Here is a 25,717-nt window from a genome sequence, read left to right as displayed (position 1 = left end):
GAGCAGACTCTAGGTATTGTGACGCGATGAAAGCCCAGATTGACGGCCGGGCAGAGGCCCCGGCCAGGCACCTGAACGGTGCCGGCCCTCGTCATTTCCTCGATCTCAAGGATTTCTCCGGTGCGGAGCTGCGCCGGGTTCTCGATGCCAGCGCCGCCATCAAGGCGCGCCGTCGGAAGGGCGAGCTGGCCGCGGAGCGACCGCTCACCGGCAAGACCCTGGCCATGGTGTTCGACCGGCCCTCGACCCGCACCCGCGTCTCGTTCGACGTGGCGATGCGCGAGCTCGGCGGCGAGACCCTGATGCTCACCGGCTCCGAGATGCAGCTCGGCCGCGGCGAGACCATCGGCGACACCGCGCAGGTGCTGTCGCGCTTCGTCGACGCGATCATGATCCGCATCCTCGACCACGGCCAGATGCTCGAACTGGCCGAGTACGCCACCGTCCCGGTGATCAACGCCCTGACCAAGGTCTCGCACCCGTGCCAGATCATGGCCGACGTGCTGACCTTCGAGGAGCATCGCGGGCCGATCAAGGGCCGCAAGGTGGCGTGGTCGGGCGATGCGAACAACGTCCTGGCGAGCTGGGTCCACGCGGCCGCCCGGTTCGACTTCACCCTGAACATCGCGAGCCCCCCCCAACTGGCTCCGCCCCCGGCGCTCCTCGCCTGGGCGCAGCAGGAGGGCGCCGACGTCCACGTCACCACCGACGCCTTCGCGGCGGTGGAGGGCGTCGATGCCGTGGTCACCGATTGCTGGGTGTCGATGGGCGACGATGACGAGGCCCACCGGCACAACCTGCTCAGCCCCTATCAGGTCAATGACAAGCTGATGGCGGCGGCCAATCCCGGCGCGATCTTCATGCACTGCCTGCCGGCCCATCGCGGCGAGGAGGTCACCGCCGAGGTGATGGACGGACCGCGCTCCGTGGTGTTCGACGAGGCCGAGAACCGCCTGCATGCGCAGAAGGGCATCCTGGCCTGGTGCCTGCGGGCGAGCGGGCTTTGAAGCGACCGCCGCGTCCGGGCTCGCGCGGGCGGGGCGGGCGCACCATATAGGCGTGAGCGGGTAGTCCAGGCCGCCCGCCTCCCCATCACGGCTGCCGACAGGCGGCATTCCCCGCGACGGATCTGACGCGCGACGCGCGCTGTCCCGCACGGGCCGGGCGGGGTGAGGGATCCGATCGCGCCGCCAAGGTCATCGCCTCACACCGCCCGGCCAGTCCGGAAGACGGATCCGCGCCGCGGATCCCGCTCCAAGCCGGGATCATGCCGGGACGGTCGCCTGATCCGGGGGCAGGGCGCCGCAGGCGCCGGACGCATCGATCGGAGAGGGCATGACCTCAGGAACGCACACCCCGACCCAGCCGCAGCAGCCCACGGCCGGAAACGGCCACGCGGGCGATGACGACGCCGTGCTCCCCTTCGCCGTCGAGGCGCTGGACGTACGCGGGCGCGTGGTCAGGCTGGGCGATTCCGTCGATACCATCCTGCGCCGCCACGGCTATCCGGACCCGGTGGCCCGGCTGCTCGGCGAGGCGGCGGCGCTCACGGTGCTTCTCGGCTCGTCCCTCAAGTTCGAGGGCCGGTTCCAGCTCCAGACCAAGACCGACGGCCCGGTGGCGATGATCGTGGTCGATTTCGAGGCGCCGGATCGCCTCCGCGCTACCGCACGGTTCGACCCGGACCGGGTCGCCGCCCTCGGCACCGGCCCGCTCAAGGACGCCGACCTGATCGGCACGGGTCATCTGGCCATGACCATCGACCAGGGCAGCGCGTCGAGCCGTTACCAGGGCGTCGTCGCCCTCGAGGGCCAGGGCCTGGAGGAGGCGGCGCACCAGTATTTCCGCCAATCCGAACAGATCCCCACGCAGGTGCGCCTCGCCGTGGCCGAAGCCGTGGAGGAGGGCAGCGGGCGCTGGCGCGCCGGCGGGCTGCTCGTGCAGTTCCTGCCGCAATCGGTGGACCGGGCGCGCCTCGCGGACCTGCCGCCGGGCGACATCCCGGAGGGTCGCGCGCATCTCTCGGGTGGCGCGCCGGAGGACGATGCCTGGGTCGAGGCGCGCTCCCTCGTGGCGACGATCGAGGATCACGAGCTGGTCGACCCCCACGTGTCGAGCGAGCGCCTGCTCTACCGGCTGTTCCACGAGCGCGGCGTCCGCGTGTTCGATCGTCAGCCGGTCCACGAGACCTGCCGGTGCTCGCGCGAGCGTGTGATGGGCATGATCCGCTCGTTCAGCCCCCAGGAGCGGCACGACATGGTCGCGGATGACGGGCGCATCGTCATCACCTGCGAGTTCTGCTCGCGGCGTTACGACCTCGATCCCCAGGATGTCGAGGCTGAGATCGGTGGTCCGCCGACGCAGTAGAGCGCCGGCCAGCCAGGTTACGGAGCAGCAATACCCATCCTTACGGTCAAGCTTTTCCGCGCGAAACGTACGATGCCCGGTATTCGTTGCATGAATTTTTGGTCACTCCGATCTGAACCGTTTCGCGACCTTCGACGTTGCGTCGCAGATTCAACATTGGAGACCTCGCGATGCGGAAATTGTCGATTGGGTTGGCCGCGCTGCTGATCAGCACCTCGGCCTATGCGCAGCAGGCCGGCGCCGGGATGGGCGGCCGCGGCGGCCAAGCCGGTGCCGAGTCCGGGATGAAGGCGGGTGGTGCCGAGCGCGGTGGCGCTCAGGGTGGCGCGCAGGGCGGCCTGCAAGGCGATATGAAGGGTGGCCGTCAGGCGACGTCCGACCGGGGCGGCGCAGAGTCGGGCCGGGCCGCACAGGGCCGGGATGCCGGCGGCGAGGGCCGCATGGCCCAGGATCGCGATCGCGGCGACACCGGGCGCGGCGGCCGTGACGGCGCCCGCGCCGACCGCAACGAGCGCGGTGACCGGAACGAGCGCGGCGACCGCGTCGCCGATCGTCATGGGGACCGGCATGGCGATCGTCACGCCGACCGGGCGGACTTCCGCGGCCGGACGGATGTGAGCCGGACGAACGTGCGGTCCGAGCGGTTCGAAGGCGGCGTCCGCCGCGAGGGCCGGTTCGTGTTCATCGGTGGCCGCCGGGTCGTGTACGGCTCGCCCGAGTACCGCCGCCTGATCGTGACCGAGAACCACGGCCCGCGCGCGCGCTACGTCGTCATTCGCGGCCAGCGCGTCCTCTACGGGTCGCCGGAATACCGCCGTCTCGTCAGCGTGCGCGAGTCCGGTCCCCGCGAGCGCTACGTCGTCGTCCGCGGCCACCGTGTCCTGTACGGCTCCCCCGAGTATCGCCGCCTCGTAACGGTGCAGGACGACCGCTTCGTGACGATCCGGGGCCAGCGCGTGCGCTACGGCTCGGCCGAGTATCGCCGCCTGAGCGGTGGCGGGACGGTCAATGCCAGCTTCCGGTCCGAGCAGCGCGCCGGCGCGCGGTTCGACCGGCACGGCGATCGGGACGGCATCCACAATGGCGCCCGGGCCGAGGGCCGCAACGACGGCCGGATGGGCCGCAACGACCGTGGCCCGGATCGGGCGGTAGCCCAGGACGGCCGCAACGGCGGCAAGGGCGCCGGCATGCGCAACAGCGACATGCGCGGCGGCCAGCAGGACGGGATCCGCAACGCCTCGGATCGCGGCGGCCAGCAGGGCAGCATGAAGTCCGGCGCCGAGGGCGGCCGGACGGGTGGCGCCGAGCGCGGCGGCATGAATTCCGGCGGCAACGGCAGCATGGGCGGCGCCCAGGGTGCCGGCCGGACCAGTGGCCAGCCGGGTGCCGGCCGCAACTGAACGGTCGCGAATCGTCGGGGGGAGGGGCTTTCGCAGCCCCTCCCTCATACTTTGAGCACGGGCTCGGCGATGTCGCCGGCCCCACCGCGGGCCTTGAGATAGTCGGGCTGGAACAGGCACATCCGAACCGCGTCGCGATAGCGCCCGTTCACGAAGAATTCGTCCCTCAGCACGCCCTCGGGGCGGAAGCCGCAACGCTCGTAGATGCGCACGGCCCGGGCATTGTCCCGGTCGACGTGCAGGTAGAGCTTGTGGATGTTGAGCACGCTGAACGCGTAATCCATGGCGATCCGGGTCGCCTGCCACGCGTAGCCGCGGCCCTGGAAGCTCGGGTGGATGGCGATCTGAAACTCGCAGCGCCGGTGCAGGTGGTTGATCTCCACGAGCTCGATCAGGCCGGCCGGCTCTCCGCTCGGATCGGCCACGATGAAACGGCGCTCGGTCTGATTGTGGATGTTGCGCTCGTAGAGCTGCTGCAGTTCGGCGAAGGATTCGTAGGCCTCCTCGAACCAGTAGCGCATGATGCTGTCGTTGTTGTTGAGCTGGTGGACGAAGCGCAGGTCCTCCCGCTCAAGCGGCCGCAGCTTAATGGTGATTCCGGTCACCGCGTTCATGACGAACACATCTCGATCAGGTTGCGCAGGAACCGCTCACCCTGGGCGAGGGCGTCGAGGGTGATGAACTCGTCGGGCTGGTGCGCCTGGGCGATGTCGCCGGGTCCGCAGACGACGGTCGGCAGGCCCGCCGCCTGAAACCGTCCGGCCTCCGTGGCGTAGGGCACTGCGACGGTGCGGTTTCGTCCAGCGATCCGCAGGCAGAGCCGCTCGGCCTCCGAGCCCGGCTCGGGGGCGAGACCCGGGATGTCCACCTCTTCCAGGGTCTCGATCCGCCCGTAATCGCCGTAGCGGTTGAGGCGTTCGCGGGTCACGCGTTCCACCTCCCGGGCGAAGAGGCGCGGGATCTCGGTCGGATCGAGATCCGGGAGGCCGCGATACTCCCAGTGGAAGCGGCACTCCTTGGCCAGGATGTTGCGGGCGGTGCCGCCGTGGATGGTGCCGACATGGACCGTGGTGGCGGCCGGGTCGAAACGTCCCGACCGGTCGCCGCGCTCGATCATGAGGTCGGCGATGCGGTTGAGGCCGGCGACGAGGTCGCAGGCAGCCGTTACGGCGTTCGCCCCCAGAGCGGGCCGGGCGGAGTGGGCCTCGTGGCCGTGGACCGTGGTGAGGCAGGTGACGATGCTCTTGTGGGCGTCCGCGACGTCCATGCCGGTGGGCTCGCCGACGATCACCGCGGCGGGTCGCGGCAGGTCGGCACCGAACCGGGCGATGCCGTCCATGGAGCCGAGGCAGGTCGTCTCTTCGTCGTACGAGAGCAGGATGTGAATCGGCCGAGTCAGCCCGGCCGCGAGCATGTCGGGCACCAGGGCCAGCGCGAGGGCGTCGAAGCCCTTCATGTCGACCGCGCCCCGTCCGTAGGCCCGGCCGTCGGCGATGCGGAGCGTGAACGGATCGCTCGTCCAGGCCTGACCCGTCACGGGGACCACGTCGGTATGGCCTGAGAGCACGACGCCGCCGTCGACCATGGGGCCAATCGTGGCCAGGACGGCGGCCTTGTCGCCCGCGGCGTTCGGGAGGCGCAGGTACGGCACACCCCAGCCGTCGAGATAGGCGCAGACCGCGTCGATCAGGGGGAGATTGGATGTGTCGCTCTCCGTGTCGAAGGACACGAGGCGGGCGAGCATGTCGAGCGGGCTCAGCCGCTCGCCGGTCGCGGACATGGATTCCTCCGGGGCGAGGCCCCGGGCCGGGGCCTCAGTGCAGGCTGCGGCGGACGTGCGGACTGTCGAGGGAGAAGGCGGGGATCTCCGCCTCAAAGCTCTCGCCGGCGACCGTCGCCATGGTGTAGCTGCCGGCCATCAACCCGTCGGGTGTGTTGAGCGGGCAGCCGCTGGTGTAGCAGAAGGACTCGCCCGGCTCCAGCACCGGCTGCTTGCCGACCACGCCGGTGCCGCGCACCTCCTGGCAGGCACCGTGGCCGTCGATGATGCGCCAATGACGCGAGCGCAGCTGGACCTGCTCGCTGCCGTTGTTCACAATCTCGACCGTGTAAGCGAAGAAGTAGCGGCTCTCGTTCGGCGAGGATTCTTCCTCGACGAAGCGGGACTGAACGGTGACACTTATTCCCCGCGTCTCGGCCTTGTACATCGCCCTATTTGGCCCTTCTTCGGACTGTACGATTCGCTGAAGTCGAGTGGAACCTGCGTCCCGGCCGGTGGTAGTGGGCGGGGGAATCGCCGTCAATCGCGGCGGACTACCTCGGACGGTCTCGATCCGGCCCCCGATCCGGGGGTTGAGACCGGCCAAGTTGAGGCTCCGGCATGACGCGGCCTGCGCGCTCGGTTAAGCCAACGTTAGCCGGTCCGGGCGGACAACCCTCACGGACGCGGACCTGCCGGGCGCGCGAAGGAGTCAGGGGCGCGATGAACGCGGGCGCAGCCACCGGAGCCGCCGATTCAGGTGCGGAGGGCCGGTCGGGCATTCTGCCGGCCCAGGCGATCGCCGCCCTGGCCAAGGTCGGCGGGATCCGGACCGAGAGCCCCTTCGCGCCCGACCAGATCCAGCCCGCGAGCCTCGACCTGCGCCTCGGCGCGAAGGCCTACCGGGTGCGGACGAGCTTCCTGCCGGGCGCGGGCCGGACGGTCCAGGCCTGCGTCGATCGGCTGTCGCTGCATGCCGTCGACCTGCGCCCCGGTGCCGTCCTGGAGACGGGCTGCGTCTATATCGCCGAGCTGCAGGAGCGCCTCGTCCTGCCGGGCGATCTCGCGGCGGCGGCGAACCCGAAGAGCTCGACGGGCCGCATCGACGTCTTCACGCGGGTCATCACCGACCGGGGCGAAGCCTTCGATCAGGTCGAGCCCGGCTATGACGGACCGCTCTACGCCGAGATCTCGCCGCGCACCTTCCCGGTTCTCGTACGCACCGGTTCGCGCCTGTCGCAGATCCGCTTCCGCCGCGGGGCACCGCGGCTGACGGAGGCGGACCTCGTCCTGCTGCATGCCCGCTCGCCTTTGGTGGACGTGGATAGCCCGTCCTTCCAGGGCGGGGTGGCAGTCTCGGTGGACCTCGCCGGATTCGACGGCCTCGTCGGCTACCGGGCGAAGCGTCATACCGGCCTCGTGGACGTCGATGCCCCCGGCCGCCACCGGGCCGCAGAATTCTGGGAGCCGCTGGCCGCCGACGGATCGCGCAGCCTGATCCTCGATCCCGGGCAGTTCTACATCCTGGCCTCCAAGGAGGCCGTCCAGGTGCCGCCGGACCACGCCGCCGAGATGGTGCCGTTCGATCCATTGGTGGGCGAATTCCGGGTCCACTACGCCGGCTTCTTCGATCCGGGCTTCGGCTATGCCGGGGCGGGCGGGGCGGGCGCGCGGGCCGTGCTGGAGGTCCGCTCCCGCGACGTCCCGTTCCTCCTGGAGGACGGGCAGATCGTCGGCCGCCTCGTCTACGAGCGGATGCTCGATCTGCCGGAGACGCTCTACGGGGCGGGGGCCGGCTCGAACTACCAAGCCCAGGGGCTCAAGCTCTCGAAGCACTTCGCCCTGTAGTCCGGCCCGGACCCGCCGACGGGAGCATCGACCGCATGGACGCCGTGGACCGGAAGATCCTCGATCTCCTCCAGCAGGACGCGACTCTCCCAGTGGCCGAACTCGCCGAGCAGGTCGGCATCAGCGCCGCGCCGTGCTGGCGCCGGGTGAAGAAGCTGGAGGCCTCCGGGGTGATCCGCCGCCGGGTCGCCCTGGTGGATCGCCGCAAGGTCAACGTCCCCACCACGGTGTTCGTTGCCGTGAAGGCGCCGCGCCACGCCGCCGACTGGTCGGACGCCTTCCGGCGGGTCTTGGCCGGATTCCCCGAGATCGTCGAGGCGTGGCGCCTGACCGGCGAGATCGACTACCTGCTGCGGATCGTGGTGCCGGACATCGAGGCCTACGACGCCGTCTATCAGCGCCTCATCGCCAAGCTCGAGTTCTCGAACCTGTCCGCCTCCATCGCCATGGAAGAGTTGAAGTACACGACCGCGGTCCCGACGATCTACGTGGCGTGAGGCGGCCGCTCCGCGGTGCGGCTCAGCCCGCCGCGACCGCGTAGGTCCGATGGATCGAGGAATCCTGCGCCCGGTGGTCGTAGCCGTAGACGTGGATCGAGACGGCCGCCTCTGGCCCGTCATTGGCGATCCGGTGCAGGTTCGGCCCCGACGGCATCATGCAGGCGACGAAACCGGGCTCGCGGACGGCGTCGACGGTCGCGACGGCGTGGGTCTCGCTGACCGGGCGATACCATGTCTCCCGCAGACTACCGCGCAGCAGGCCGAAACAGCATGAGCAATGGTGGTCGTGCACCGGCGTCACGGCGCCGGGCGCCCAGACCATCGCCCAGACGCTGATCGCCTCGGTGCCGAACAGGAGATTCCGGCTCAATCCCGACCCGCGGCCGGCCAGCTTGGCCGGATCGAGGAGATCGGGCTCGGCCAGGATGCGGACCAGGGTGGCCCGGGCCGAGGCCAGATAGGCCTCCGGCGAGCGGCTGGCGGAGCGGGCCAGGTTCGCCATCATCGCCGCGACGTCGGCCGGGCTGGTGGTCTGCGGCATCGGCGGGTCTCCTTCGGTGCCCTTTGCGCGGTGCCCATTCGAGGCTGCGAGAAGGATACCCGGAGGCCTGCCGCAACGGGTTGCGTTGTCGCGCTTGATGGCGCCCGAAGCGGCAAAGTCATTGCGCAGAGGGGCCGGGACCGGAAATGACATTGCGCGGTCTTCGCCATGCCGGCGAGACCGGCTTCGCCGAACCGGTTCCGGACAGCCGGGATGGCCGTCTCCTGGGCGGCCGAACCCCGCTGCGTCGTCGGGACGGACGGTGTTATCCGGCCGCAGCGTCGTCGAGCAGCCACGCTACGGCGCCCGTGCTGGTCACGCGGCCGGCGGGCAGGTCCTCTCCGGCGGCGAGCCGGGCGAGGGGCGCGCGCTTGCCGGCGCCCGTGACCAGGAACAGCACGTGCCGCGCGGAGGCCAGCGCCGGCAGCGTCAGGCTGATCCGCGGGACGAACGGCTCCAGGCCGGACTCCGGCACGGGGACGACGAGCCGTTCAATTTCATCGACGGCGGGCTTGCCGGGGAACAGCGAGGCGGTGTGCCCGTCCTCGCCGAGGCCGAGCAACACGCAATCGAACAGCGGCCGAGCGGAATCGAGGCGCGCGGCGCCGTAGAAATCGAGGAGCGTCCGCTCGTAGGCGCGGGCGCCCGCGTCCGGACCGTCGTCGGACGGGATGAAGTGGAGATGGGTCGGCGGGATCCGGGACCCGTGGCCGAACGCCTCCCGGACCATCCGGACATTACTGCGCGGATCGTCCCACGGTACCGCGCGGTCATCCCCGAAGAACCAGTGGATCCGTTCCCACGGCATTCGGGCGGCGTAGTCCGGGCCGGCGAGAAGCCCGTACAGCATCCTGGGCGTCGAGCCGCCCGAGAGGCAGATCGCGATCCGCTCCGATCGGCTCTCGCCGCAAGCCGCAATGATCCGCTCGGCCGCCTCGCGGGCGACCGCCTCCGGATCCTTCAGGACATGCGTTCCGACGGGAAGGCTCATGGGTTCCGGCCCTGCGGCTTCAGGAATCGGCCTCTGACGGCCCGGGGCTGCCGGCTCAGCCCTTCGGCTCCTGGTGGCCGCCGAAGCCCTTGCGCATCGCCGAGAGCAGCTTGTCGGCGTAGCTCGCGTGCTCGCGGGAGCGGAAGCGACGGTAGAGGGCGGCGGAGAGGACCGTGGCCGGGACGCCCTCCTCGACGGCGGCGTTGATGGTCCAGCGGCCCTCGCCCCAATCCTCCACGTAGCCGGAGAAGTCGGTGAGCTGCTCGTCGCCCGCCAGCGCCTGGGCGGTCAGATCGAGGAGCCAGGACGAGACGACGCTGCCCCGCCGCCAGACCTCGGCGATGTCGCCCATGTTGAGGTCGAAGCGGCGCTCGGCCGGCAGATCCTCGGCATTGGCATGGCGCAGGATGTCGAAGCCCTCGGCGTAGGCCTGCATCAGCCCGTACTCGATGCCGTTATGGACCATCTTGACGAAGTGACCGGCGCCGGTCGGCCCAGCATGGATGTAGCCCTGCTCGGCGCGGGGGTCGCGCCCCTCGCGGTTCGGGGTCTTCGGGATGTCGCCGACGCCCGGCGCCAAGGTCTTGAAGATCGGGTCGAGGCGGTCGACGGTCTCGGTGTCGCCGCCGATCATCATGCAGTAGCCGCGCTCCAGGCCCCAGACGCCGCCCGAGGTGCCGACATCCACATAGTGGAGGCCCTTCGCCTTGAGGGCGAGACCGCGGCGGACGTCGTCGCCGTAGAAGGAGTTGCCGCCGTCGATGATGCAGTCGCCGGACTGCATCAGGCCCGAGAGCGCCTGGACGGTCTGCTCGGTGATCGCGCCGGCCGGCAGCATCACCCAGGCCGCGCGCGGCACCTCCAGCTTGGAGACCAGATCCTCCAGGCTCGACGCGCCGATCGCCCCGGCCTCGACGAGGCCGGCGACGGCGGCCGGGTTCTGGTCGAACACCACGGCCGTGTGCCCGTCCCGCAGAAGGCGACGGACGATGTTGCCGCCCATCCGGCCGAGGCCGATCATGCCGAGTTGCATTGCCGATCTCCTCAGGACGATTCCGCCCCCAAGCGGGGAGGGGGCCAGGGGTGGAGTGGGGTTGGGGGCGGGTGCGTACGGGACCGCTGAGCCTCGTCCGCCATCACCCCCGTCTCCGGCTCCTCCCCGAGAAGGGGAAGAGCGAGCCGGCGCCTAAGCCACTGCGGCCTTGAGGGCCGCCGCGACGCGCTTCAGCCCAGCCACAAGGTCCCCCTTGATGTGGACCCGCAGCGCCCGCCGGCCCCGCTCGGCCAGCACGGCGAAATCGCCCCGGGCCTGCGCGGCGACCACGGTGGCGAAGCCGAGGGACCGTCCCGGGATCGGGAGATCCTGGGACGGATCCGCGGTGATCTGGAGGAAGACGCCGGTATCGGGGCCGCCCTTGTAGGCCTGGCCGGTGGAGTGCAGGAATCGCGGCCCGAATTCGAGGCAGGTCGCTACCCTGCGGGCATCGCGCACGGCGATCCGCGCCTCCTGGAGGATGCCCGCGGTCTCGGCATTGCGCGGGACGTAGGCGAGCAGCCCGAGGTAATCGCCGTCCTTGAGCCGGGCGATCTGCGCCTTCAGGGCGGATTCCAGACCCTCGGCCGCCTGCTTCAAGCCGTCGGCGTTCCGCGCGTCGGCGTAGAGGGCGATCGCGTCGTCCGAGAAGAGCGGCGTCTCGGCGGGGAGGGCGCCCTTCGCCTCAGCCTCGGCAAACAGCTTCTTGGTCTCGACCTTGCTGGCCTCGACGTCCGGCTGGTCGAATGGATTGATTCCGATCACCCCGCCGGCCACCGCGGTAGCCATCTCCAGCCGGTAGAATTCCTGCGGCAGCTGCTCGATCGAATCCAAAGTGATGCGGGCGATCGGATGGCCGTCCCGCTCCAGGGCGCGCAGGGCCTCGTCCTGCGCCGCCTCGGCGTTGCCGTCGAGGCGGAGATAGAGGAAGAACCGGTCGTGGCCATAGACCGCCGGCACGCCCACCGGCTCGCCGTCCACCGGCACGAGACCCTTGCCCTGCTTGCCGGTCGATTCCGCGATCAGCTGCTCGGCCCAGGCGCCGAAGCTGGCGATCGCCGGGGAGGCCACGACCGTCACCTTGTCGCGGCCAGACAGCGCCGCGGCCCCAATGGCGGTCCCGAGGAGCACACCCGGGTTGACGGCCGGCGGCACGGCCGGGCCGCAGGAGCGGACCATGATGCGGGCGGTCTCGAGGAGCGCCTTCACGTCGAGGCCCATGGCGGCGGCCGGCACGAGGCCGAAGGCCGAGAGCACCGAGTAGCGCCCGCCGATCTGCTTCACGCCGTAGAAGATCTTCTTGAACCCGTCCGCCCGGGCGGCGCGCTCCATGTCGGAGCCGGGGTCGGTGACGGCCACGAAATGGTCGCCGGCCCGGTCGCCGAGCACGTCCTTGGCACGTGCCAGGAAGTAGTCGCGGAAGACGTTGGGCTCCAGCGTCGAGCCGGATTTCGAGGCGACGATGAACAGCGTCCTGGCCAGGTCGATGCTGGCCTCCAGGTCCCGCACCTGATCCGGGTGCGTCGAATCGAGGATCTGGAGCTTCGGGAAGCCCTCGCGCTGGCCGTAGGTCAGGCTCAGCACCTCCGGACCAAGGCTCGATCCGCCCATACCCAGCACGACGGCGTCGGTGAAGCCCTGCGCCTTCACCCAGTCGGAAAAGGCGGCGTAGTCGGCGGCCTTCTCGAGCTCCTCCTCGACGATGTGAAGCCAGCCGAGCCAGTGCGCCTCGTCGTGGCCGGACCAGACCGAGGCGTCACCCGCCCAGAGCCGGCGGATCGAGCCGTTCGCCCGCCACGATTCGACGGTCTTCTTCGCCTCGGCCGCCAGGGCGTCGTCCATGGCGAGGCTCTGGCCGTCCAGCCGGTGCCCCAGGAGCGCGACGCGCTTGCCAGCGACCGCACCCAAAAGGTTGTCGGCCGCATCGATGAAGAGCTGCACGCCTTCCCGCACCAACTGCTCGGCCACCGCCTCGATTTCGATGCCCGCCCGGGCGAGGCGGGCCATCACGGCCTCGGCGCCGGGAACGTCTTCCTCGATGGTCGCCCGCACCACGCCGTGGTCGCGGAACGCGTCCATGGTGGCGGGCGGCATGGTGTTGACGGTGTTCGGCCCGATCAGCTCCTCGACGTAGAGGACGTCCGAATAGGCCTTGTTCTTCGTGCCGGTGGAGGCCCAGAGCAGACGCTGCGCCTTGGCGCTCTTCTCGGCCAGGGCGGTCCACTGCGCCTCGGCGAAGATCTTGCGGTAGCGCTGGTAGGCGAGCTTGGCGTTGGCGATCGCCACCTTCCCCTTCAGCTGCTCCAGGGCGATCTTCTCATCGGGGTCGTTGGCCTGAGCGATCTTCTCGTCGAGGAGCTTGTCGACCAGCACGTCGATGCGGCTGATGAAGAAGCTCGCCACGCTGGCGATCCGCGAGACGTCGTGCCCGGCCTTGGCCCGCGCGTCGAGACCGTCGATGAAGGCGCGGGCAACGGCCTCGTAGGCCTCCTGCGAGAACAGCAGGGTGACGTTGATCGAGATGCCCTCGCTCGTCAGCTGCCGGATCGCCGGGATGCCCTCTGGGGTGGCCGGCACCTTGACCATGAGATTGTCACGGGAGACCGCCTTGTGCAGGCGCCTTGCCTCGGCGAGCGTCGCCTCGGTGTCGAGGGCAAGGTAGGGCGAGACCTCCAGGCTGACGTAGCCGTCGGCGCCGTCGCTCGCCTCGTAGACCGGTCGGAGCACGTCGGCGGCCGCCTGGATGTCCGCGATGGCGAGCCCCTCGTAGAGGTCGATGACGCGGCTGTCGCCGGTCGCCTGCACGGCCTTCAGGCTGTCGTCGTACTCGTCCGAGTGGCCGATCGCCTTCTCGAAGATCGACGGGTTGGAGGTGACGCCCCGCAGGCCGTCGCGTTCCACGAGCTGCTTCAGCTCGCCCTTCTGGACAAATCCGCGGGCCACGAAGTCGAGCCAGACCGCTTGATCCTGTTCGTCGTGCAGGGCCTTGAGCGCGTTCATGTCGGTTCCTCGCCTCGCGTACCGCGTACTCTCGCCCGAACGCGCCCGCCCGCCCGGATCGGGCGGGGGAGCAGGCCCTCGGGCTACGTCCTGTGCTTGGCCAGCTGCGCTTTCGCGGCGTCCAGGACCTTATCGGGGGTAAAACCGAACTTGGTCTGGAGATCCTTGATCGGCGCCGAGGCGCCGAAGGTGTGCATGCCGATGACCGTGCCCTCGGAGCCGGCGTAGCGGTCCCAGCCGATGACGCTGCCCTGCTCCACGGCGACCCGCGCCTTCACGGCGGGCGGCAGCACCGCGTCACGGTAGGCCTGATCCTGCCGCTCGAACAGGTCCCAGGACGGCATCGACACCACGCGGGCCTTCACGCCCTCGGCCTTCAGGGCCTCATAGGCACCGACGCAGAGTTGCACCTCGGAGCCCGAGCCCAGCAGGATGACGTCGGGCGTGCCCTCGCTGTCGGCGAGCACGTAGCCGCCCTTGGCGGTGCCGGAGGCGGCCCCGTACTTCGCGCGGTCGAGGGTCGGCAGCGGCTGGCGCGACAGCGCGAGCACCGCCGGCTGGTTCTTCAGGGAGAAGATCACCCGGTAGGCCTCGGCGACCTCGTTGGCGTCGGCCGGGCGCAGGGTCACGAGGCCGGGGATGCAGCGCAACGACAGGAGCTGCTCCACCGGCTGGTGGGTCGGCCCGTCCTCGCCGACGCCGATCGAGTCGTGGGTGAAGATGTGGAAGACCGGCAGCTCCATGAGAGCGGCGAGCCGGATCGGCGGCCGCATGTAGTCGGCAAAGACCAGGAAGGTCGCGCCGTAGGCCCGCAGCCCGGAGAGGCCGAGCCCGTTCACGATCGAGCCCATGGCGTGCTCGCGGACGCCGAAATGCAGATTGCGGCCGCCCGGCGAGAACGGGCCGAAGGATCCCGCGCCCTCGAAGGTCAGGTTCGACTTGTTGGACGGGGCCAGGTCCGCCGAGCCGCCGAGCAGGAACGGCACGTGCTGGGCGATGGCGTTCAGCACCTTGCCAGAGGATTCGCGGGTGGCGAGGCCCTTGGCGTCCGGCTCGAAGACCGGGATGTCCTTGTCCCAGCCGGCCGGCAGGCGGCCTTCCAGGAAGGCGTTGAGGTCCTCGGCGTGAGCGGCGTCGGCCGCCTTGGCCTCGGCGAGCAGGCCCTGCCACGCGTCGTAGAGGCCGGCGCCGCGCTTGCCGATGCCGGTCCGGAAATTCTCCTGCACGCCGTCCGGCACGAGGAACTGGGCGTCCTCCGGCCAGCCGTAGGCGCGCTTGGCGCCCTTCACCTCGTCCTCGCCGAGCGCGTCAGAATGGGCCTTGGAGGTGCCCTGCTTCTTCGGCGCGCCGTAGCCGATCACCGACTTGACGATGATGAGCGTCGGCCGGTCGTTGGTGGCGAGGAAAGTCTCGATGGCGCCCGCGAGCGCGTGCACGTCGTTGGCGTCGGCGACGCGCAGGACCTGCCAGCCGTAGGCCAGGAACCGGGTCGCGACCTCCTCGCCAAAGGCCAGCTCCGTGTGGCCCTCGATGGTGATGGTGTTGTCGTCGTAGATCCAGCAGAGGTTGGCGAGGCGCAGGTGGCCGGCCAGCGAGGCGGCCTCCGAGGCGACGCCCTCCATGAGATCGCCGTCCGAGCAGACGGCGTAGACGTTGTAGTCGAACAGCGGCAGGTTCGGCCGGTTGAGGTGCTGGCCCAGGAAGCGGCTGCCCATGGCCATGCCGACCGAGTTGGCGACGCCCTGGCCGAGCGGGCCGGTGGTGGTCTCGACGCCGGTGGTGAAGTGGTATTCCGGGTGGCCGGGGGTCCGGCTGTCGAGCTGGCGGAACTTCTTGATGTCCTCCAGCGTCACTGCCGGCGCGTTGCCGCCGTCGCTCTCGGCGACGCCTGCGAGGTGCAGTAGCCCGTAGAGCAGCATCGAGGCGTGGCCGCAGGACAGCACGAACCGGTCGCGGTTCGGCCAGTGTGGATGCGCCGGGTCGTAGCGCAGGTAGCGGTTCCACAGGGTGTAGGCGACCGGCGCCAGCGCCATGGGCGCCCCCGCATGCCCGGAATTGGCCTTTTGCACCGCGTCGATCGCGAGCGTCCGGATCGTGTTGATGCTGAGCGTATCGATCTCAGCGAGAGCCGCCTTGGCGGGAGTGTCAGCACCGCTCATGATGTCGCGTCTTCCAGTTCGCCTCTCGCGTGCCGCTTCGCGGCTTCGCGCTGCCGAAGGACGGCGGGAGGAGCTCCGTTGCCCTTACCACCCTGCCGATCCGCCGGCCCTTCGCCGCGCGTATAGCTGAGCAGCGTGTTGACGAGCGCGACGTGAGTGAAAGCCTGCGGGAAGTTACCCACAAGTCGTTTGGCTTGCACGTCGTATTCCTCGCTGACGAGGCCGAGATCGGTGCAGATGCCGATCAGGCGCTCGATCAGCACCCCCGCCTCGTCGCGGCGCCCCAGGCCGATGAGATTGTCCGCGTACCAGAAGGTGCAGGGCAGGAAAGCCCCCTCGTTGCCCGAGAGGCCGTCGGTCGTCTGACCCTCGGTCTCGTAGCGCAGAAGGAAACCGTCCCGCATCAGCCCTTTGCCGATCGCCTCGACGGTCCCGATCACCCGGGGATCGTGCTGTGGCAGGAAGCCGGTATGGGCGATGAGCAGCAGGCTCGCGTCCAGCGCCTTGGATCCGTAGGACTGGACGAAGCTCTTGAGTTCCGGGTCGAAACCCTTCTCGCAAACCTCGGCGTGGATCTCGTCCTTGATAGCGCGCCAGCGCTTGGCATGTTCCTCGGTGGCGCCTGATTCGTGCATCTCGTGCATGCGCAGCGCCCGGTCGAACGCCACCCAGGCCATGACCTTCGAGTGGGTGAAGTGGCGGCGGCCGCCGCGCACCTCCCAGATCCCCTCGTCGGGCAGGCGCCATGCCTGCTCCAGGTGGCCGAGGATCGCCAGCCCGACCCGCAACCCGTCCTGGCTGACCGGCAGGCCCCGGGCATGGGCTTGATAGAGCGCGTCGAACAGCTCGCCATAGACGTCGATCTGAAACTGGCTGGCGGCGGCGTTGCCGATCCGGACGGGCCGGGAACCCTCATAGCCCGGAAGCCAATCCAGCTCGATCTCGGGCAGAAGCCGCTCGCCGGCGATCCCGTAGAGGATGTGCGCCTGCTCGGGGTTCCCGGCCACCGCCCGCTGCAGCCAGTCGAGCCAGTTGCGCGCCTCGTCGATGTATCCCCCGTCCATCAGGGCGATCAGCGTCAGGGTCGAATCGCGCAGCCAGCAAAAGCGGTAATCCCAGTTGCGCTCGCCGCCGAGCCCCTCCGGCAGCGAGGCCGTCGGCGCCGCCACGATGCCCCCGGTGGGTTCGTAGATCAGCGCCTTGAGGGTCAGAAGGGAGCGCTGGAGCATCCGGTCCCAGGGCGTGCCGCCCGCGCAGCGGCACGCCCATTCGCGCCAGTGCTGGTCCGTGGCGTCGAGGACCTTACGGGGCTCGATCGGGTGCGGGTCGTCTTCGTGGGAGGGGCCGTAGCTCAGGACGAACCGGTGCCTGTCGCCGGCATGGACCGTGAACTCGGCGACGGTGGTCTGCGCCTCAGAGCCCTTGAGATGGACGTCGGTACGCAGCACGACCTTGTGCGGTCCCGAGACGGCGCGCAGGTCGCCCAGCTCGGAGCGGGACACCCAGGGCACGGCCGAGCCGTAATCGAACCGGACCGCCATCTCCATCCGCATGGCGACCCGCCCGTGCACGCCTTCGACGAGGCGCACGAGATGCGATCCGTCGCCGACGGGCATGAAGTCCGTGACCAGAACCTCGCCGAGCCGGGTGGTGTGACGGGTCTCGAGGACGAGGCTGCCGGGGCGATAGGCCCAGCGCGTCTCGACGTGCTCTGCCTCGGGGAAGATCTTCCAGAAGCCGTGCGCCTCGGTCCCCAGCAGGCGGGTGAACAGGGCGGCCGCATCGAAGCGCGGCCAGCACAGCCAATCGACGCTGCCCTGCCGGCTGATCAATGCCGCGCTGCGGCAATCGCCGACGAGCGCGTAATCCTCGATTCGTGCAGCCATCCGGCCCCGGCTCCGATCAGCGGTCGGCGGCCCGGGCCGTCCGCTGCGACGCACCTAGGACGTGCGGTCAGGAGATCCAGAGGCGTCCTACGGGGCAGTCCGCGGACGGGATCAGCGCAGGCAATCGACCACCGCCAGGGCCACCGAGCCCTGGACGGCCGCAGCGCCTGAGCGAACGAGGTCCGCCGCATCGCCGACGGCCCGGGCGGCGGGAACCAGGGTCTCGACCACGGAGGCCGCGAAGGGCAGGGCCTGCGACGGCAGCGGCGCGTCCTCAGCCGTCTGGGCGCTGTCCGCACGCGCAGCCGCCAGGGGATCGGCGAAGGGATCGACGAAGGGATCGGCAAGGGAATCCGGAAGAGGGCCAGGCGTGCGCGGCGTCTCCGGGCAGCGCCGGCCCGGGCAAGCGCGTCGCACCGCCGCCGCGACGTGGGCCGGCGCCCGGGCAGCTCCGGCGGAACGGGACGGCAGAGAGCCCGTTCGCGAAGCCGCGGAGTCGAGGGGGTACAACTCTGCGAACACGATCGCGGCCGGCAGGCGGCCGGGCGTTGCGATCGCGGCGACGGGGGCGAAATCCGTGGGTCCGGGGGCCGCGGGCTCTTCCACCTCCGCCCGGACGCGCGCCGGCGTCGGGCTCGACGATGGGCAATAGAGAGAGGCCACGCCCAGGAGGGCAACGACGGCCAGCGTCGGCAGGAAGGGCATGGAGACGCGGCCGGTCGCGGCGTCCGTCAGGGCGGGCTGATCTGGCCTGCGCATCCGAATCACCGATCTCCCTGATCGCTTCGAGGCGCTCAGGATGCGGCCAGCATTGCGGCGGAAGCTGGACCGTTTCTTTGCGGGGCGGTTACCAAGGCCTAGGATGGGATTCCCCTCGACCCTCCGCGGCGGGCGCCAACTCGGGCATAGGGCTTGCTTGGCCTGCCACGGCCCGAGCCGGGCCGCCCGCCCGTCGAGACTCGCCCCGAACCGGGCCAAGATGACCGAAACCAACCTCACCGTCGCCGTGATCGACCCGAGCCGAGCCCGCGCGGCCATCCTGGAGGAGGGCCTGCGCGCCGCCGGGATCGGACGCGTGGTGGTCATCCCCGATTCGGCCGACCTCATGGAGCGCGTGGCGGCGCTGAGGCCCGACGTGGTGGTGATTCACCTTGAGAGCCCAAGCCGGGACATCCTGGAACAGATGTCCGGCGTCTCGCGGCAAGTCGAGCGGCCCGTGGCGATGTTCGTCGACCGGTCGGACTCGACCATGATGCAGGCCGCCGTCGATGCCGGGATCTCCGCCTACGTGGTGGACGGTCTGCGGGCCGAGCGGATCAAGTCGATCCTCGACATCGCGATCCTGCGCTTCAACGCCTTCGCGCGGCTCCAGCGCGAGCTGACGGAGGCCCGGAGCGAACTCGCCGACCGCAAGCTGATCGAGCGGGCGAAGGGCATCCTGATGACCATGAAGGGCCTCTCGGAGGATGAAGCGTACAAGCAGCTGCGCCGCAAGGCCATGAACGAGAAGCGCAAGATCGCCGACATCGCCCGGGCCATCGTCACCACCGCGGACCTGCTCGGATGAGGCTGCAGCTCGGCTACGTCCCGCTCTGCGACGCGGCGCCCCTGATCGCCGCGCATGAACTCGGCTTCGCCCGGGCCGAGGGCCTCGACCTCGATCTCACCGCCGAGCCGTCCTGGGCGACCCTGCGCGACCGTCTGGCGCTGGGGCATCTCGACGGCGCCCACATGCTGGCACCGCTGGCGCTCGCCAGCCGCCTCGCGCTGTCGGGGCCGCCCTCCGACCTGATCGTGCCGATGCAGCTCAGCGTCAACGGCAACGCCGTGACGCTGTCCCACACCCTCTGGACGACGATGGGCGCTGAGAGCACGGCCGTTGCGGCCGTCGCCCGCGCCTTCGCCCGGGTGGCGGAGCAGAGGTACCGCGCCGGCAGCCCCGTCACGCTCGGCACCGTGCATCCCTTCTCGTGCCACAGCTACCAGCTACGGCTGTTCGCCGAAGCCGGCGGGCTCGATCCCTCGACCGTCCGCACCGTCGTCGTCCCGCCGCAACACTGCGTGGAGGCCCTGGCCCGCGGCCTGGTGGACGGGTTCTGCGCGGGGGCGCCCTGGAACGACGTCGCTGTCGCGGCCGGCCATGGGTGCATCGCTGTGCGCGGCGGCGCCCTGGCGCCGGACGCGCCCGAGAAGGTGCTGGCCGTCTCCGCACGGCTCGACGGCGCGATCCTACCGCTGGTGCGGGCGGTCGCCCGGGCCGGACGCTGGTGCGCGGATCCCGAGAACCGCACCGAGCTGATCCATCGGCTCGCCCGCGCCACCTACCTGAATCTCGAACCGTCGCTGCTCGGGCAGGCCTTTGCCGACGGGGCCGAAGCGCCGGCCGCAGCCGGCGCGGTCCTCCGGTTCGACGCGACGATCCAGGAGCCGCGCGCGGAGCACGCCCGGTGGCTTCTGAAGCAGATGGGCGCGTCGCAGCAGATCCCCCGTCACCTGGACCTCGCGGCGGCGGCGACCGTTTTCCGTGGCGACCTGTATCGCGCAGCCGTCGCCGATTTCTGAGGACCGCGACAGTCGCGGCCTTTCGTCACCGACCCGAGGCGCCGGTGCGAACCGAGGCGGAACGTCGGACAGGCTCACCCGTTGTGGTCATGCCATGCCCGGATGCCGCAAACTCGAAACTGGATCGTCGATCTCGCATCCGCGCGGGCGGGTCGAGCTGAGACGTTACGTAGGCCGGGGCGGCAAGGTCCCCCGCGCGTGTAACGATAACCGCCGGCCCGGCCCGACCTATACGTGGTACTGGGTCCTCGCGGCCGGCGCGATGCCGACCCTGGGCTTGCTGGCGATGCTCTCGACGCTGCTTTAGCAGGCGATCCACCCGGCGCAGCGGGTATCGATCGATCGCATCACCGGGCGACACTCGCCTTCGGTGCATTGCGGATCGAGATCGGGTATCTGTTCTCAGCAGGACACATTGTGCGGTCTTGTTGCGGTTTCTTACCGTATTGCCGCCGTCCTGCATGCATAAGGCGATATTTATCGTGTCGCCACGCGCCTTGACCTCGTCCTGATCGGCGTTGCCAAGCACTTTCCCTCGCCCCGGAAATCCCCCCGTCGCGGCGACAGCCCTCTCTGATCCCTGTCTCGATCCGTGACCGTTTTTACAACGGTCCGCACACTTTTTGTGCAGCGCAACGCCGACGATGGTCGGGGGCCGCCTGTCTGCGAGCCGCCGCGGATTTCTAAATTACTTCAACATGTTGCTGTCAGTCATTCTGGCTGGCACGGAACCTGCTGAGCCTCGGGCGTCCGTCAACGGCGACGGACAGCGCCGTCAGCGAGGCCGCTGATCCGGTTCTCCTGAGGCTTGAGCCTGCCGGGAGACGACCGGCAGCGGCTTTTTCGTGGGCGGTCCGCCAACGATCCTGCAATCGAGGTTCCAGACGCGACCGAGCGATGGCGACATCTCCCAAAGCTTTCCCTGAGAACGACGTGCGCGGTGACATCGCTCTGCCGCGCGAGCGGCTCGTCGTCGTCGGCAACGGCATGGCCTCGCTGCGTTTCCTCGAGCGGCTGTCCGAGTGCGCGCCCGACCGGTTCGACGTCACCTGCGTCGGAGCCGAACCGACCGCCGCCTACAACCGCGTGCTGTTGTCCTCTTTGCTCGGCGGCGAAGTGGACGAGGCCGCCTGCACCTTCCGCGGCCTCGACTGGTACGCGGATCACGGCATACGCCTGATCACCGGCGCGCCGGTGACGCGGATCGATCGGGAGAACGGCCTCGTCATCGTGGGCGAAACCCACGTCCTGCCCTTCGACAAGCTGGTCCTCGCGGTCGGCTCTTTGCCGATCCGCCTGCCCAAGCCCGGCATGGACCTGCCGGGCGTCATCACCTTCCGTGACCTCGCCGACGTGGCGGCGATCCGGAAGGCCGCCGTGCAGCATGCCCGGGCGATCGTCATCGGCGGCGGCCTCCTGGGCCTCGAGGCGGCGGTCGGGCTCGCGCGGCTCGGCGTCGACACCACGCTGCTCCACGTCATGGACCGGCTGATGGAGCGCCAGCTCGACCATCACGCCGCCGGGCTGGTGAAGCGCGCCATGGAGGCGCGGGGCGTGCGCGTGATCCTCAAGGCCGACACCGCCCGGATCGAGGGTGCGGCCGGCGTCGAGCGCCTCGTCCTGGCCGACGGCACCGTGCTCCCGGCCGACCTCGTCGTGATGTCGGTGGGCGTGCGCCCCTCGGTGGCGCTGGCCCAGGCGGCGGGTCTGGCGATCGGCAGGGGCATCACGGTCGATGACCGCCTGACAACCTCGGACCCGAGCATCTTCGCGCTGGGCGAGTGTGCCGAGCACCGCGGACAGATCTACGGACTGGTCGAGCCGGCCTACGAGCACGCCGAGACGCTGGCCCGGAACCTCGCGGGTGAGCCGGCCGAGTATCGGGGCACGGCCCTGTCCACGAGCCTGAAGGTATCGGGCCTGCCGGTCTTCTCGGCGGGCGTCGTGGACACGCCCGACGACGCCGAGGCGATCGTGCTCTCCGATCCCGGCGCCGGCCTCTACCGCAAGCTGTTGGTGCGCGAGGGCAGGCTGATCGGTGCGGTGTTCGTCGGCGACATCGCCGAGCAGGGCGCCTGCAAGGGGCTGATCCGCTCCGGCGCCCCCATCGAGAACGTGGACGACTTGATGTTCGGGCGCCCCGCGCCCGAGCCGCTGGCTGCTTGAGGAGGCGCGCATGTCCGAGACCAATACCCAGACCGCCGTGGGCGTCTTCGACGCCGAGCAGAAGCGCTACCTCGAAGGCTTCGCCTCCGGCATCGCCGCCGTCCGCATGACCGGCGGCCTCGCCGGGGGCGGAGCTGCGGCGGCCGCAGCCCCCGCCGAGCCCACGGGACCGGACGCGATCCACATCAAGGCGCAGGACCGGACCGTGAAGAACGGCGGCAAGCTCTGCGACCAGGAGAAGTGGAAGCGCGCCGAGAACCCGTTCGACGGCCACAACCGTCTCATCCAGGAGGCCGCTGCCGGCAAGCAGCCGAAGCCCGAGGACAATTTCCGCTGGCGCTACCACGGGATGTTCTGGGTCGCGCCGAACCAGGTCTCGTACATGTGCCGGCTGCGGATCCCGAACGGGATCCTCCACCACTGGCAGTTCGCGGGCGTCGCTGACCTCGCCGACGAACACGGCGGCGGCTACGTCCACGTCACCACCCGGGCGAACCTGCAGGTCCGCGAGATCAGCCCGGAGCACGCTCAGCCCTTCCTCGACGGGCTCACCGATATCGGCCTCACGGCCCGGGGGGCGGGCGCCGACAACATCCGCAACGTCACCGGCTCCTCGACCGCCGGCATCGACGCCCAGGAGCTGCTGGACACGCGCCCGCTCGCCAAGTCCTGGCACACCTGGATCCTGAACGACCGATCGCTCTACGGCCTGCCGCGCAAGTTCAACGTCGCCTTCGACGGCAGCGGCGTGATGCCGACCCTGGAGGAGACCAACGACATCGGCTTCCAGGCCGTGGAGGTGCTCGACGGCGCCGCGGTGGCGCCGGGCATCTACATGCGCCTCGTGCTCGGGGGCATCTCGGGCCACCGCGATCTCGCCCGCGACACCGGCATCGTCCTGAAGCCCGAGGACTGCAACGTGGTCGCCGACGCGATCATCCGGGTGTTCATCGAGAACGGCGACCGGACGAACCGCAACAAGAGCCGGATGAAGTACGTCCTCGACGCCTGGGGCTTCGACAAGTACCTCGCCGCCGTCGAGGACAAGCTCGGCCGCAAGCTCGACCGGGTCGCGCCGGAGCACGTGGCGCCGCGCAAGGCCACCGACCGCTTCGCCCATGTCGGCGTGCACGCCCAGAAGCAGCCGGGCCTCAACTGGATCGGCGTCGTCCTGCCCGTGGGCAAGATGACCAGCGATCAGGTGCGAGCTCTGGCCAAGATCGCGGCCGAGTGCGGCGACGGCCAGATCCGCCTGACCGTCTGGCAGAACTTCATTTTTTCAGGGGTTCCGGACGCGAAGGTCGCCGAGGTCGAGCAGCGGGTGCTTGATCTCGGCCTCACCACTAAGGCGGCCGGCATCCGCTCCGGCCTCGTCGCCTGCACGGGCGCCCGAGGCTGCAAGTTCGCAGCCTCCGATACCAAGGGCCACGCCCTGATCATCGCGGACCACGTCGAGACGGCCCTGCCGAACCTCGACGTCCCGGTGAACCTCCACCTCACCGGCTGCCACCACAGCTGCGCCCAGCACTACATCGGCGATATCGGGTTGATCGGCGCCAAGGTCGTCGTCTCGGAGGAGGGCGACACCGTCGAGGGCTACGACGTCGTGGTCGGCGGCGGTTTCGCCGAGAACCCGAAGATCGGCACCGAGATCTGGAAGGCCGTGAAGGCCGAGGACGCGCCCGCCCGCGTCGAGGCTCTGCTGCGCGCCTACCTCGCCCTCCGCCAGGGGCCGGAGGAGAGCTTCCAGGCCTTCACCAGCCGCACCGGCGCGGAGGCGCTCCGCGACGCCGCCGAGGACCACCCCGCCCTGAAGGCCGCCGCATGACCCAGCACGTCTCGCCCCCCCTCGTCCTGATCCCCGAGACCGCGCCCTTCAACGAGGACCAGCGGGCCTGGCTCTCGGGCTACTTCGCGGCTCTGCTCGGCCCCGCCATCGAGGGCGCCACGGCCCTGGCGCCCGGAGAACTGCCGGGCGCCGGCGCGAAGCAGCTTGCCGACAACGACGACGCCCCCTGGCACGACCCTTCCGTGCCGATCGGCGACCGGATGGAGATGGCCAAGGACCGCTCCGAGCCGCAGAAGCTGATGGCCGCCATGGCCCAGCAGGATTGCGGCCAGTGCGGCTACAACTGCGCCGACTACGCCAACGCGATCTTCCTGAAGAACGAGGCGCGCCTGAACCTTTGCCAGCCCGGCGGCAAAGAGACCCTGCGCATGCTCAAGAAGCTGGATGAGGAGTTCGGCGCCGCCGGAGGCGCCCCGGCCGCGCCGAAGGCGGACGACGACGCCCCGAAGGCGGCCGACCTCGGGCCGCTCGGCTATTGCCGCGAGAACCCCGTCGAGGCGCTCTTCCTGTCCCGCCGCCGCCTCAACGACCCGGGCGGCGAGAAGGAGACGTGGCACGTCGAGATCGGCCTCGACGGCACGCCGATCCAGTACGAGGTCGGCGACTCGCTCGGCCTGTTCCCCGCCAACGCCCCGGCCCTGGTCGACGCGGTGATCGCGGAACTCGGCGCCCGGCCCGAACGGGTGATCGGCGAGAAGACCCTGCGCGAGCACCTGCTGATCAACTACGCACTCGGCGCCGCGCCCGACAATCTCTACCAGCTCCTGTCGCTCCTCACCTCGGGCGCAGCCCGCAAGAAGGCGCAGGCGCTCGCCTCCGGCGAGGATCCGGACGGCGACGCCGCCTATCTCGACGTGCTCGGCGCGCTCCACAAGTTCCCGGGCGCCCGGCCCGACGCTGAGGTCTTCCTCGAGGCCCTCGACGAGCTGCAGCCCCGGCTCTACTCGATCTCGTCCTCGCCGAAGATGGATGTCGGCCGCGTGTCGCTGACGGTGGACGCGGTGCGCTACAACCACCGCTCGCGGCTGCGGCTCGGCGTCGCCTCGACCCACCTGGGCGAGCGCCTGCCCGAGCAGACCCGGGTGAAGGTCTATCTCCAGAAGGCGCACGGCTTCGGCCTGCCGGCCGACCTGTCGAAGGACGTGATCATGTGCGGCCCCGGCACCGGCGTCGCGCCGTTCCGGGCCTTCCTGCGCGAGCGGGCCGCCACGCAGGCGCCCGGCCGCAACTGGCTGTTCTACGGCCACCAGCGTCAGGCGAGCGACTTCTTCTACAAGGACGAGCTGACCAAGCTGAAGGACGACAAGGTGCTTACCCGCCTGTCCCTGGCCTGGTCGCGCGACGGCAAGGAGAAGACCTACGTCCAGGATCGGATGCGCGAGAACGGCGCCGAGCTGTGGAAATGGCTCGAGGGCGGCGCGCACTTCTACGTCTGCGGCGACGCCAAGCGCATGGCCAAGGATGTCGAGCGGGCGATCATCGACGTGGCCGCGCAGTTCGGCGGCAAGAGCCCCGAAGACGCGGTGGCCTACCTCGCCGCGCTGAGGAAGGCCGGGCGCTATCAGGCCGACGTGTACTGAGCGTCCAAAACCCTTCCTCCTGCGGGGGAGGGTGCGCCGCGGATGCGGGGCGGGAGCGGGGAAGCGGCGGCGCGAA

At 70.1% G+C, this 25,717-nt stretch carries 20 protein-coding genes; 10 read left to right on the top strand and 10 right to left on the bottom strand.

The annotated features are described in order from the left end of the window. The first annotated feature begins 26 nt into the window (after positions 1 to 26). The 3 genes from argF (at position 27) to ACXJKQ_RS06235 (ending at position 3,767) form a co-directional block, all read left to right on the top strand. Positions 27 to 1,007 (top strand): ornithine carbamoyltransferase, encoded by a 981-nt coding sequence (argF, locus tag ACXJKQ_RS06245; RefSeq protein WP_457104900.1) that lies wholly within the window; start codon positions 27 to 29, stop codon positions 1,005 to 1,007. A 328-nt stretch (positions 1,008 to 1,335) separates the two neighbouring features. Next, positions 1,336 to 2,367 carry an Hsp33 family molecular chaperone gene (locus ACXJKQ_RS06240; RefSeq protein WP_457104899.1) on the top strand — a complete coding sequence of 344 codons (1,032 nt, stop codon included), beginning with the start codon at positions 1,336 to 1,338 and terminating at the stop codon, positions 2,365 to 2,367. Positions 2,368 to 2,537: 170 nt separating this feature from the next. Further along, positions 2,538 to 3,767, top strand: a complete 1,230-nt coding sequence (locus ACXJKQ_RS06235) for a hypothetical protein (RefSeq protein ID WP_457104898.1) — start codon at positions 2,538 to 2,540, stop codon at positions 3,765 to 3,767. A gap of 44 nt (positions 3,768 to 3,811) precedes the next feature. Here the strand turns inward: ACXJKQ_RS06235 and speG are convergent, their stop codons facing one another. From speG to apaG, 3 genes are read right to left on the bottom strand one after another with little or no spacing between them, the layout of a single operon-like run. Beyond that, positions 3,812 to 4,381 carry a spermidine N1-acetyltransferase gene (gene speG / locus ACXJKQ_RS06230; protein WP_457104897.1) on the bottom strand — a complete coding sequence of 190 codons (570 nt, stop codon included), beginning with the start codon at positions 4,379 to 4,381 and terminating at the stop codon, positions 3,812 to 3,814. Continuing rightward, entirely contained in the window at positions 4,378 to 5,547 is a 1,170-nt protein-coding gene (argE, locus tag ACXJKQ_RS06225) for an acetylornithine deacetylase (protein ID WP_457104896.1), read from the bottom strand. The genes speG and argE overlap by 4 nt, the downstream gene beginning before the upstream one ends. Before the next feature lie 34 nt (positions 5,548 to 5,581). Further along, the gene (apaG, locus tag ACXJKQ_RS06220; RefSeq protein WP_043355208.1) at positions 5,582 to 5,974 is read right to left on the bottom strand and encodes a Co2+/Mg2+ efflux protein ApaG; all 393 of its coding nucleotides are present in this window, start codon (positions 5,972 to 5,974) and stop codon (positions 5,582 to 5,584) included. A 275-nt stretch (positions 5,975 to 6,249) separates the two neighbouring features. Here apaG and ACXJKQ_RS06215 point away from each other — a divergent pair, with 275 nt between their 5' ends. Both ACXJKQ_RS06215 and ACXJKQ_RS06210 read left to right on the top strand, forming a co-directional pair. After that, the gene (locus tag ACXJKQ_RS06215; RefSeq protein ID WP_457104895.1) at positions 6,250 to 7,374 is read left to right on the top strand and encodes a 2'-deoxycytidine 5'-triphosphate deaminase; all 1,125 of its coding nucleotides are present in this window, start codon (positions 6,250 to 6,252) and stop codon (positions 7,372 to 7,374) included. A gap of 35 nt (positions 7,375 to 7,409) precedes the next feature. After that, positions 7,410 to 7,871, top strand: a complete 462-nt coding sequence (locus ACXJKQ_RS06210; protein WP_457104894.1) for an Lrp/AsnC family transcriptional regulator — start codon at positions 7,410 to 7,412, stop codon at positions 7,869 to 7,871. 22 nt (positions 7,872 to 7,893) lie between these two features. On the opposite strand, the gene ACXJKQ_RS06205 is transcribed toward ACXJKQ_RS06210, so the two are convergent. The 7 genes from ACXJKQ_RS06205 to ACXJKQ_RS06175 form a co-directional block, all read right to left on the bottom strand. Continuing rightward, the gene (locus ACXJKQ_RS06205; protein ID WP_457104893.1) at positions 7,894 to 8,415 is read right to left on the bottom strand and encodes a cysteine dioxygenase; all 522 of its coding nucleotides are present in this window, start codon (positions 8,413 to 8,415) and stop codon (positions 7,894 to 7,896) included. A gap of 265 nt (positions 8,416 to 8,680) precedes the next feature. Further along, positions 8,681 to 9,406 carry a 6-phosphogluconolactonase gene (pgl, locus tag ACXJKQ_RS06200; protein WP_457104892.1) on the bottom strand — a complete coding sequence of 242 codons (726 nt, stop codon included), beginning with the start codon at positions 9,404 to 9,406 and terminating at the stop codon, positions 8,681 to 8,683. Positions 9,407 to 9,461: 55 nt separating this feature from the next. Further along, complete coding sequence (gene gnd, locus ACXJKQ_RS06195; RefSeq protein WP_457104891.1) at positions 9,462 to 10,439, bottom strand: phosphogluconate dehydrogenase (NAD(+)-dependent, decarboxylating); 978 nt, start codon at positions 10,437 to 10,439, stop codon at positions 9,462 to 9,464. Between the two features lie 153 nt (positions 10,440 to 10,592). Next, positions 10,593 to 13,439, bottom strand: coding sequence for a bifunctional transaldolase/phosoglucose isomerase (locus ACXJKQ_RS06190; protein ID WP_457104890.1), 2,847 nt, complete (start codon positions 13,437 to 13,439; stop codon positions 10,593 to 10,595). An 83-nt stretch (positions 13,440 to 13,522) separates the two neighbouring features. Next, positions 13,523 to 15,598: a transketolase gene (tkt, locus tag ACXJKQ_RS06185; RefSeq protein ID WP_457104889.1), complete on the bottom strand. Its 2,076-nt coding sequence runs from the start codon at positions 15,596 to 15,598 to the stop codon at positions 13,523 to 13,525. After that, the gene (locus ACXJKQ_RS06180) at positions 15,595 to 17,484 is read right to left on the bottom strand and encodes a glycoside hydrolase family 15 protein (protein WP_457104888.1); all 1,890 of its coding nucleotides are present in this window, start codon (positions 17,482 to 17,484) and stop codon (positions 15,595 to 15,597) included. Before ACXJKQ_RS06180 ends, tkt begins: the two co-directional genes overlap by 4 nt. Positions 17,485 to 17,595: 111 nt before the next feature. Continuing rightward, entirely contained in the window at positions 17,596 to 18,243 is a 648-nt protein-coding gene (locus ACXJKQ_RS06175) for a hypothetical protein (RefSeq protein WP_457104887.1), read from the bottom strand. A 220-nt stretch (positions 18,244 to 18,463) separates the two neighbouring features. Here ACXJKQ_RS06175 and ACXJKQ_RS06170 point away from each other — a divergent pair, with 220 nt between their 5' ends. From ACXJKQ_RS06170 to ACXJKQ_RS06150, 5 genes are all read left to right on the top strand, one after another. Then, positions 18,464 to 19,051 carry an ANTAR domain-containing response regulator gene (locus ACXJKQ_RS06170; protein WP_457104886.1) on the top strand — a complete coding sequence of 196 codons (588 nt, stop codon included), beginning with the start codon at positions 18,464 to 18,466 and terminating at the stop codon, positions 19,049 to 19,051. Continuing rightward, the gene (locus tag ACXJKQ_RS06165; protein ID WP_457104885.1) at positions 19,048 to 20,046 is read left to right on the top strand and encodes a CmpA/NrtA family ABC transporter substrate-binding protein; all 999 of its coding nucleotides are present in this window, start codon (positions 19,048 to 19,050) and stop codon (positions 20,044 to 20,046) included. The genes ACXJKQ_RS06170 and ACXJKQ_RS06165 overlap by 4 nt, the downstream gene beginning before the upstream one ends. Positions 20,047 to 20,943: 897 nt before the next feature. After that, the gene (locus ACXJKQ_RS06160) at positions 20,944 to 22,212 is read left to right on the top strand and encodes an NAD(P)/FAD-dependent oxidoreductase (protein ID WP_457104884.1); all 1,269 of its coding nucleotides are present in this window, start codon (positions 20,944 to 20,946) and stop codon (positions 22,210 to 22,212) included. Positions 22,213 to 22,222: 10 nt separating this feature from the next. Next, on the top strand, positions 22,223 to 24,040 hold the full coding sequence (locus ACXJKQ_RS06155) for a NirA family protein (RefSeq protein ID WP_457104883.1): 1,818 nt from the start codon (positions 22,223 to 22,225) through the stop codon (positions 24,038 to 24,040). Next, positions 24,037 to 25,641, top strand: a complete 1,605-nt coding sequence (locus tag ACXJKQ_RS06150) for a sulfite reductase subunit alpha (protein ID WP_457104882.1) — start codon at positions 24,037 to 24,039, stop codon at positions 25,639 to 25,641. Before ACXJKQ_RS06155 ends, ACXJKQ_RS06150 begins: the two co-directional genes overlap by 4 nt. The last annotated feature ends 76 nt before the right edge of the window (positions 25,642 to 25,717 follow it).

Source organism: Methylobacterium sp. P5_C11 (genome assembly GCF_054049775.1).
This window is presented reverse-complemented; position numbering and strand designations above follow the sequence as displayed.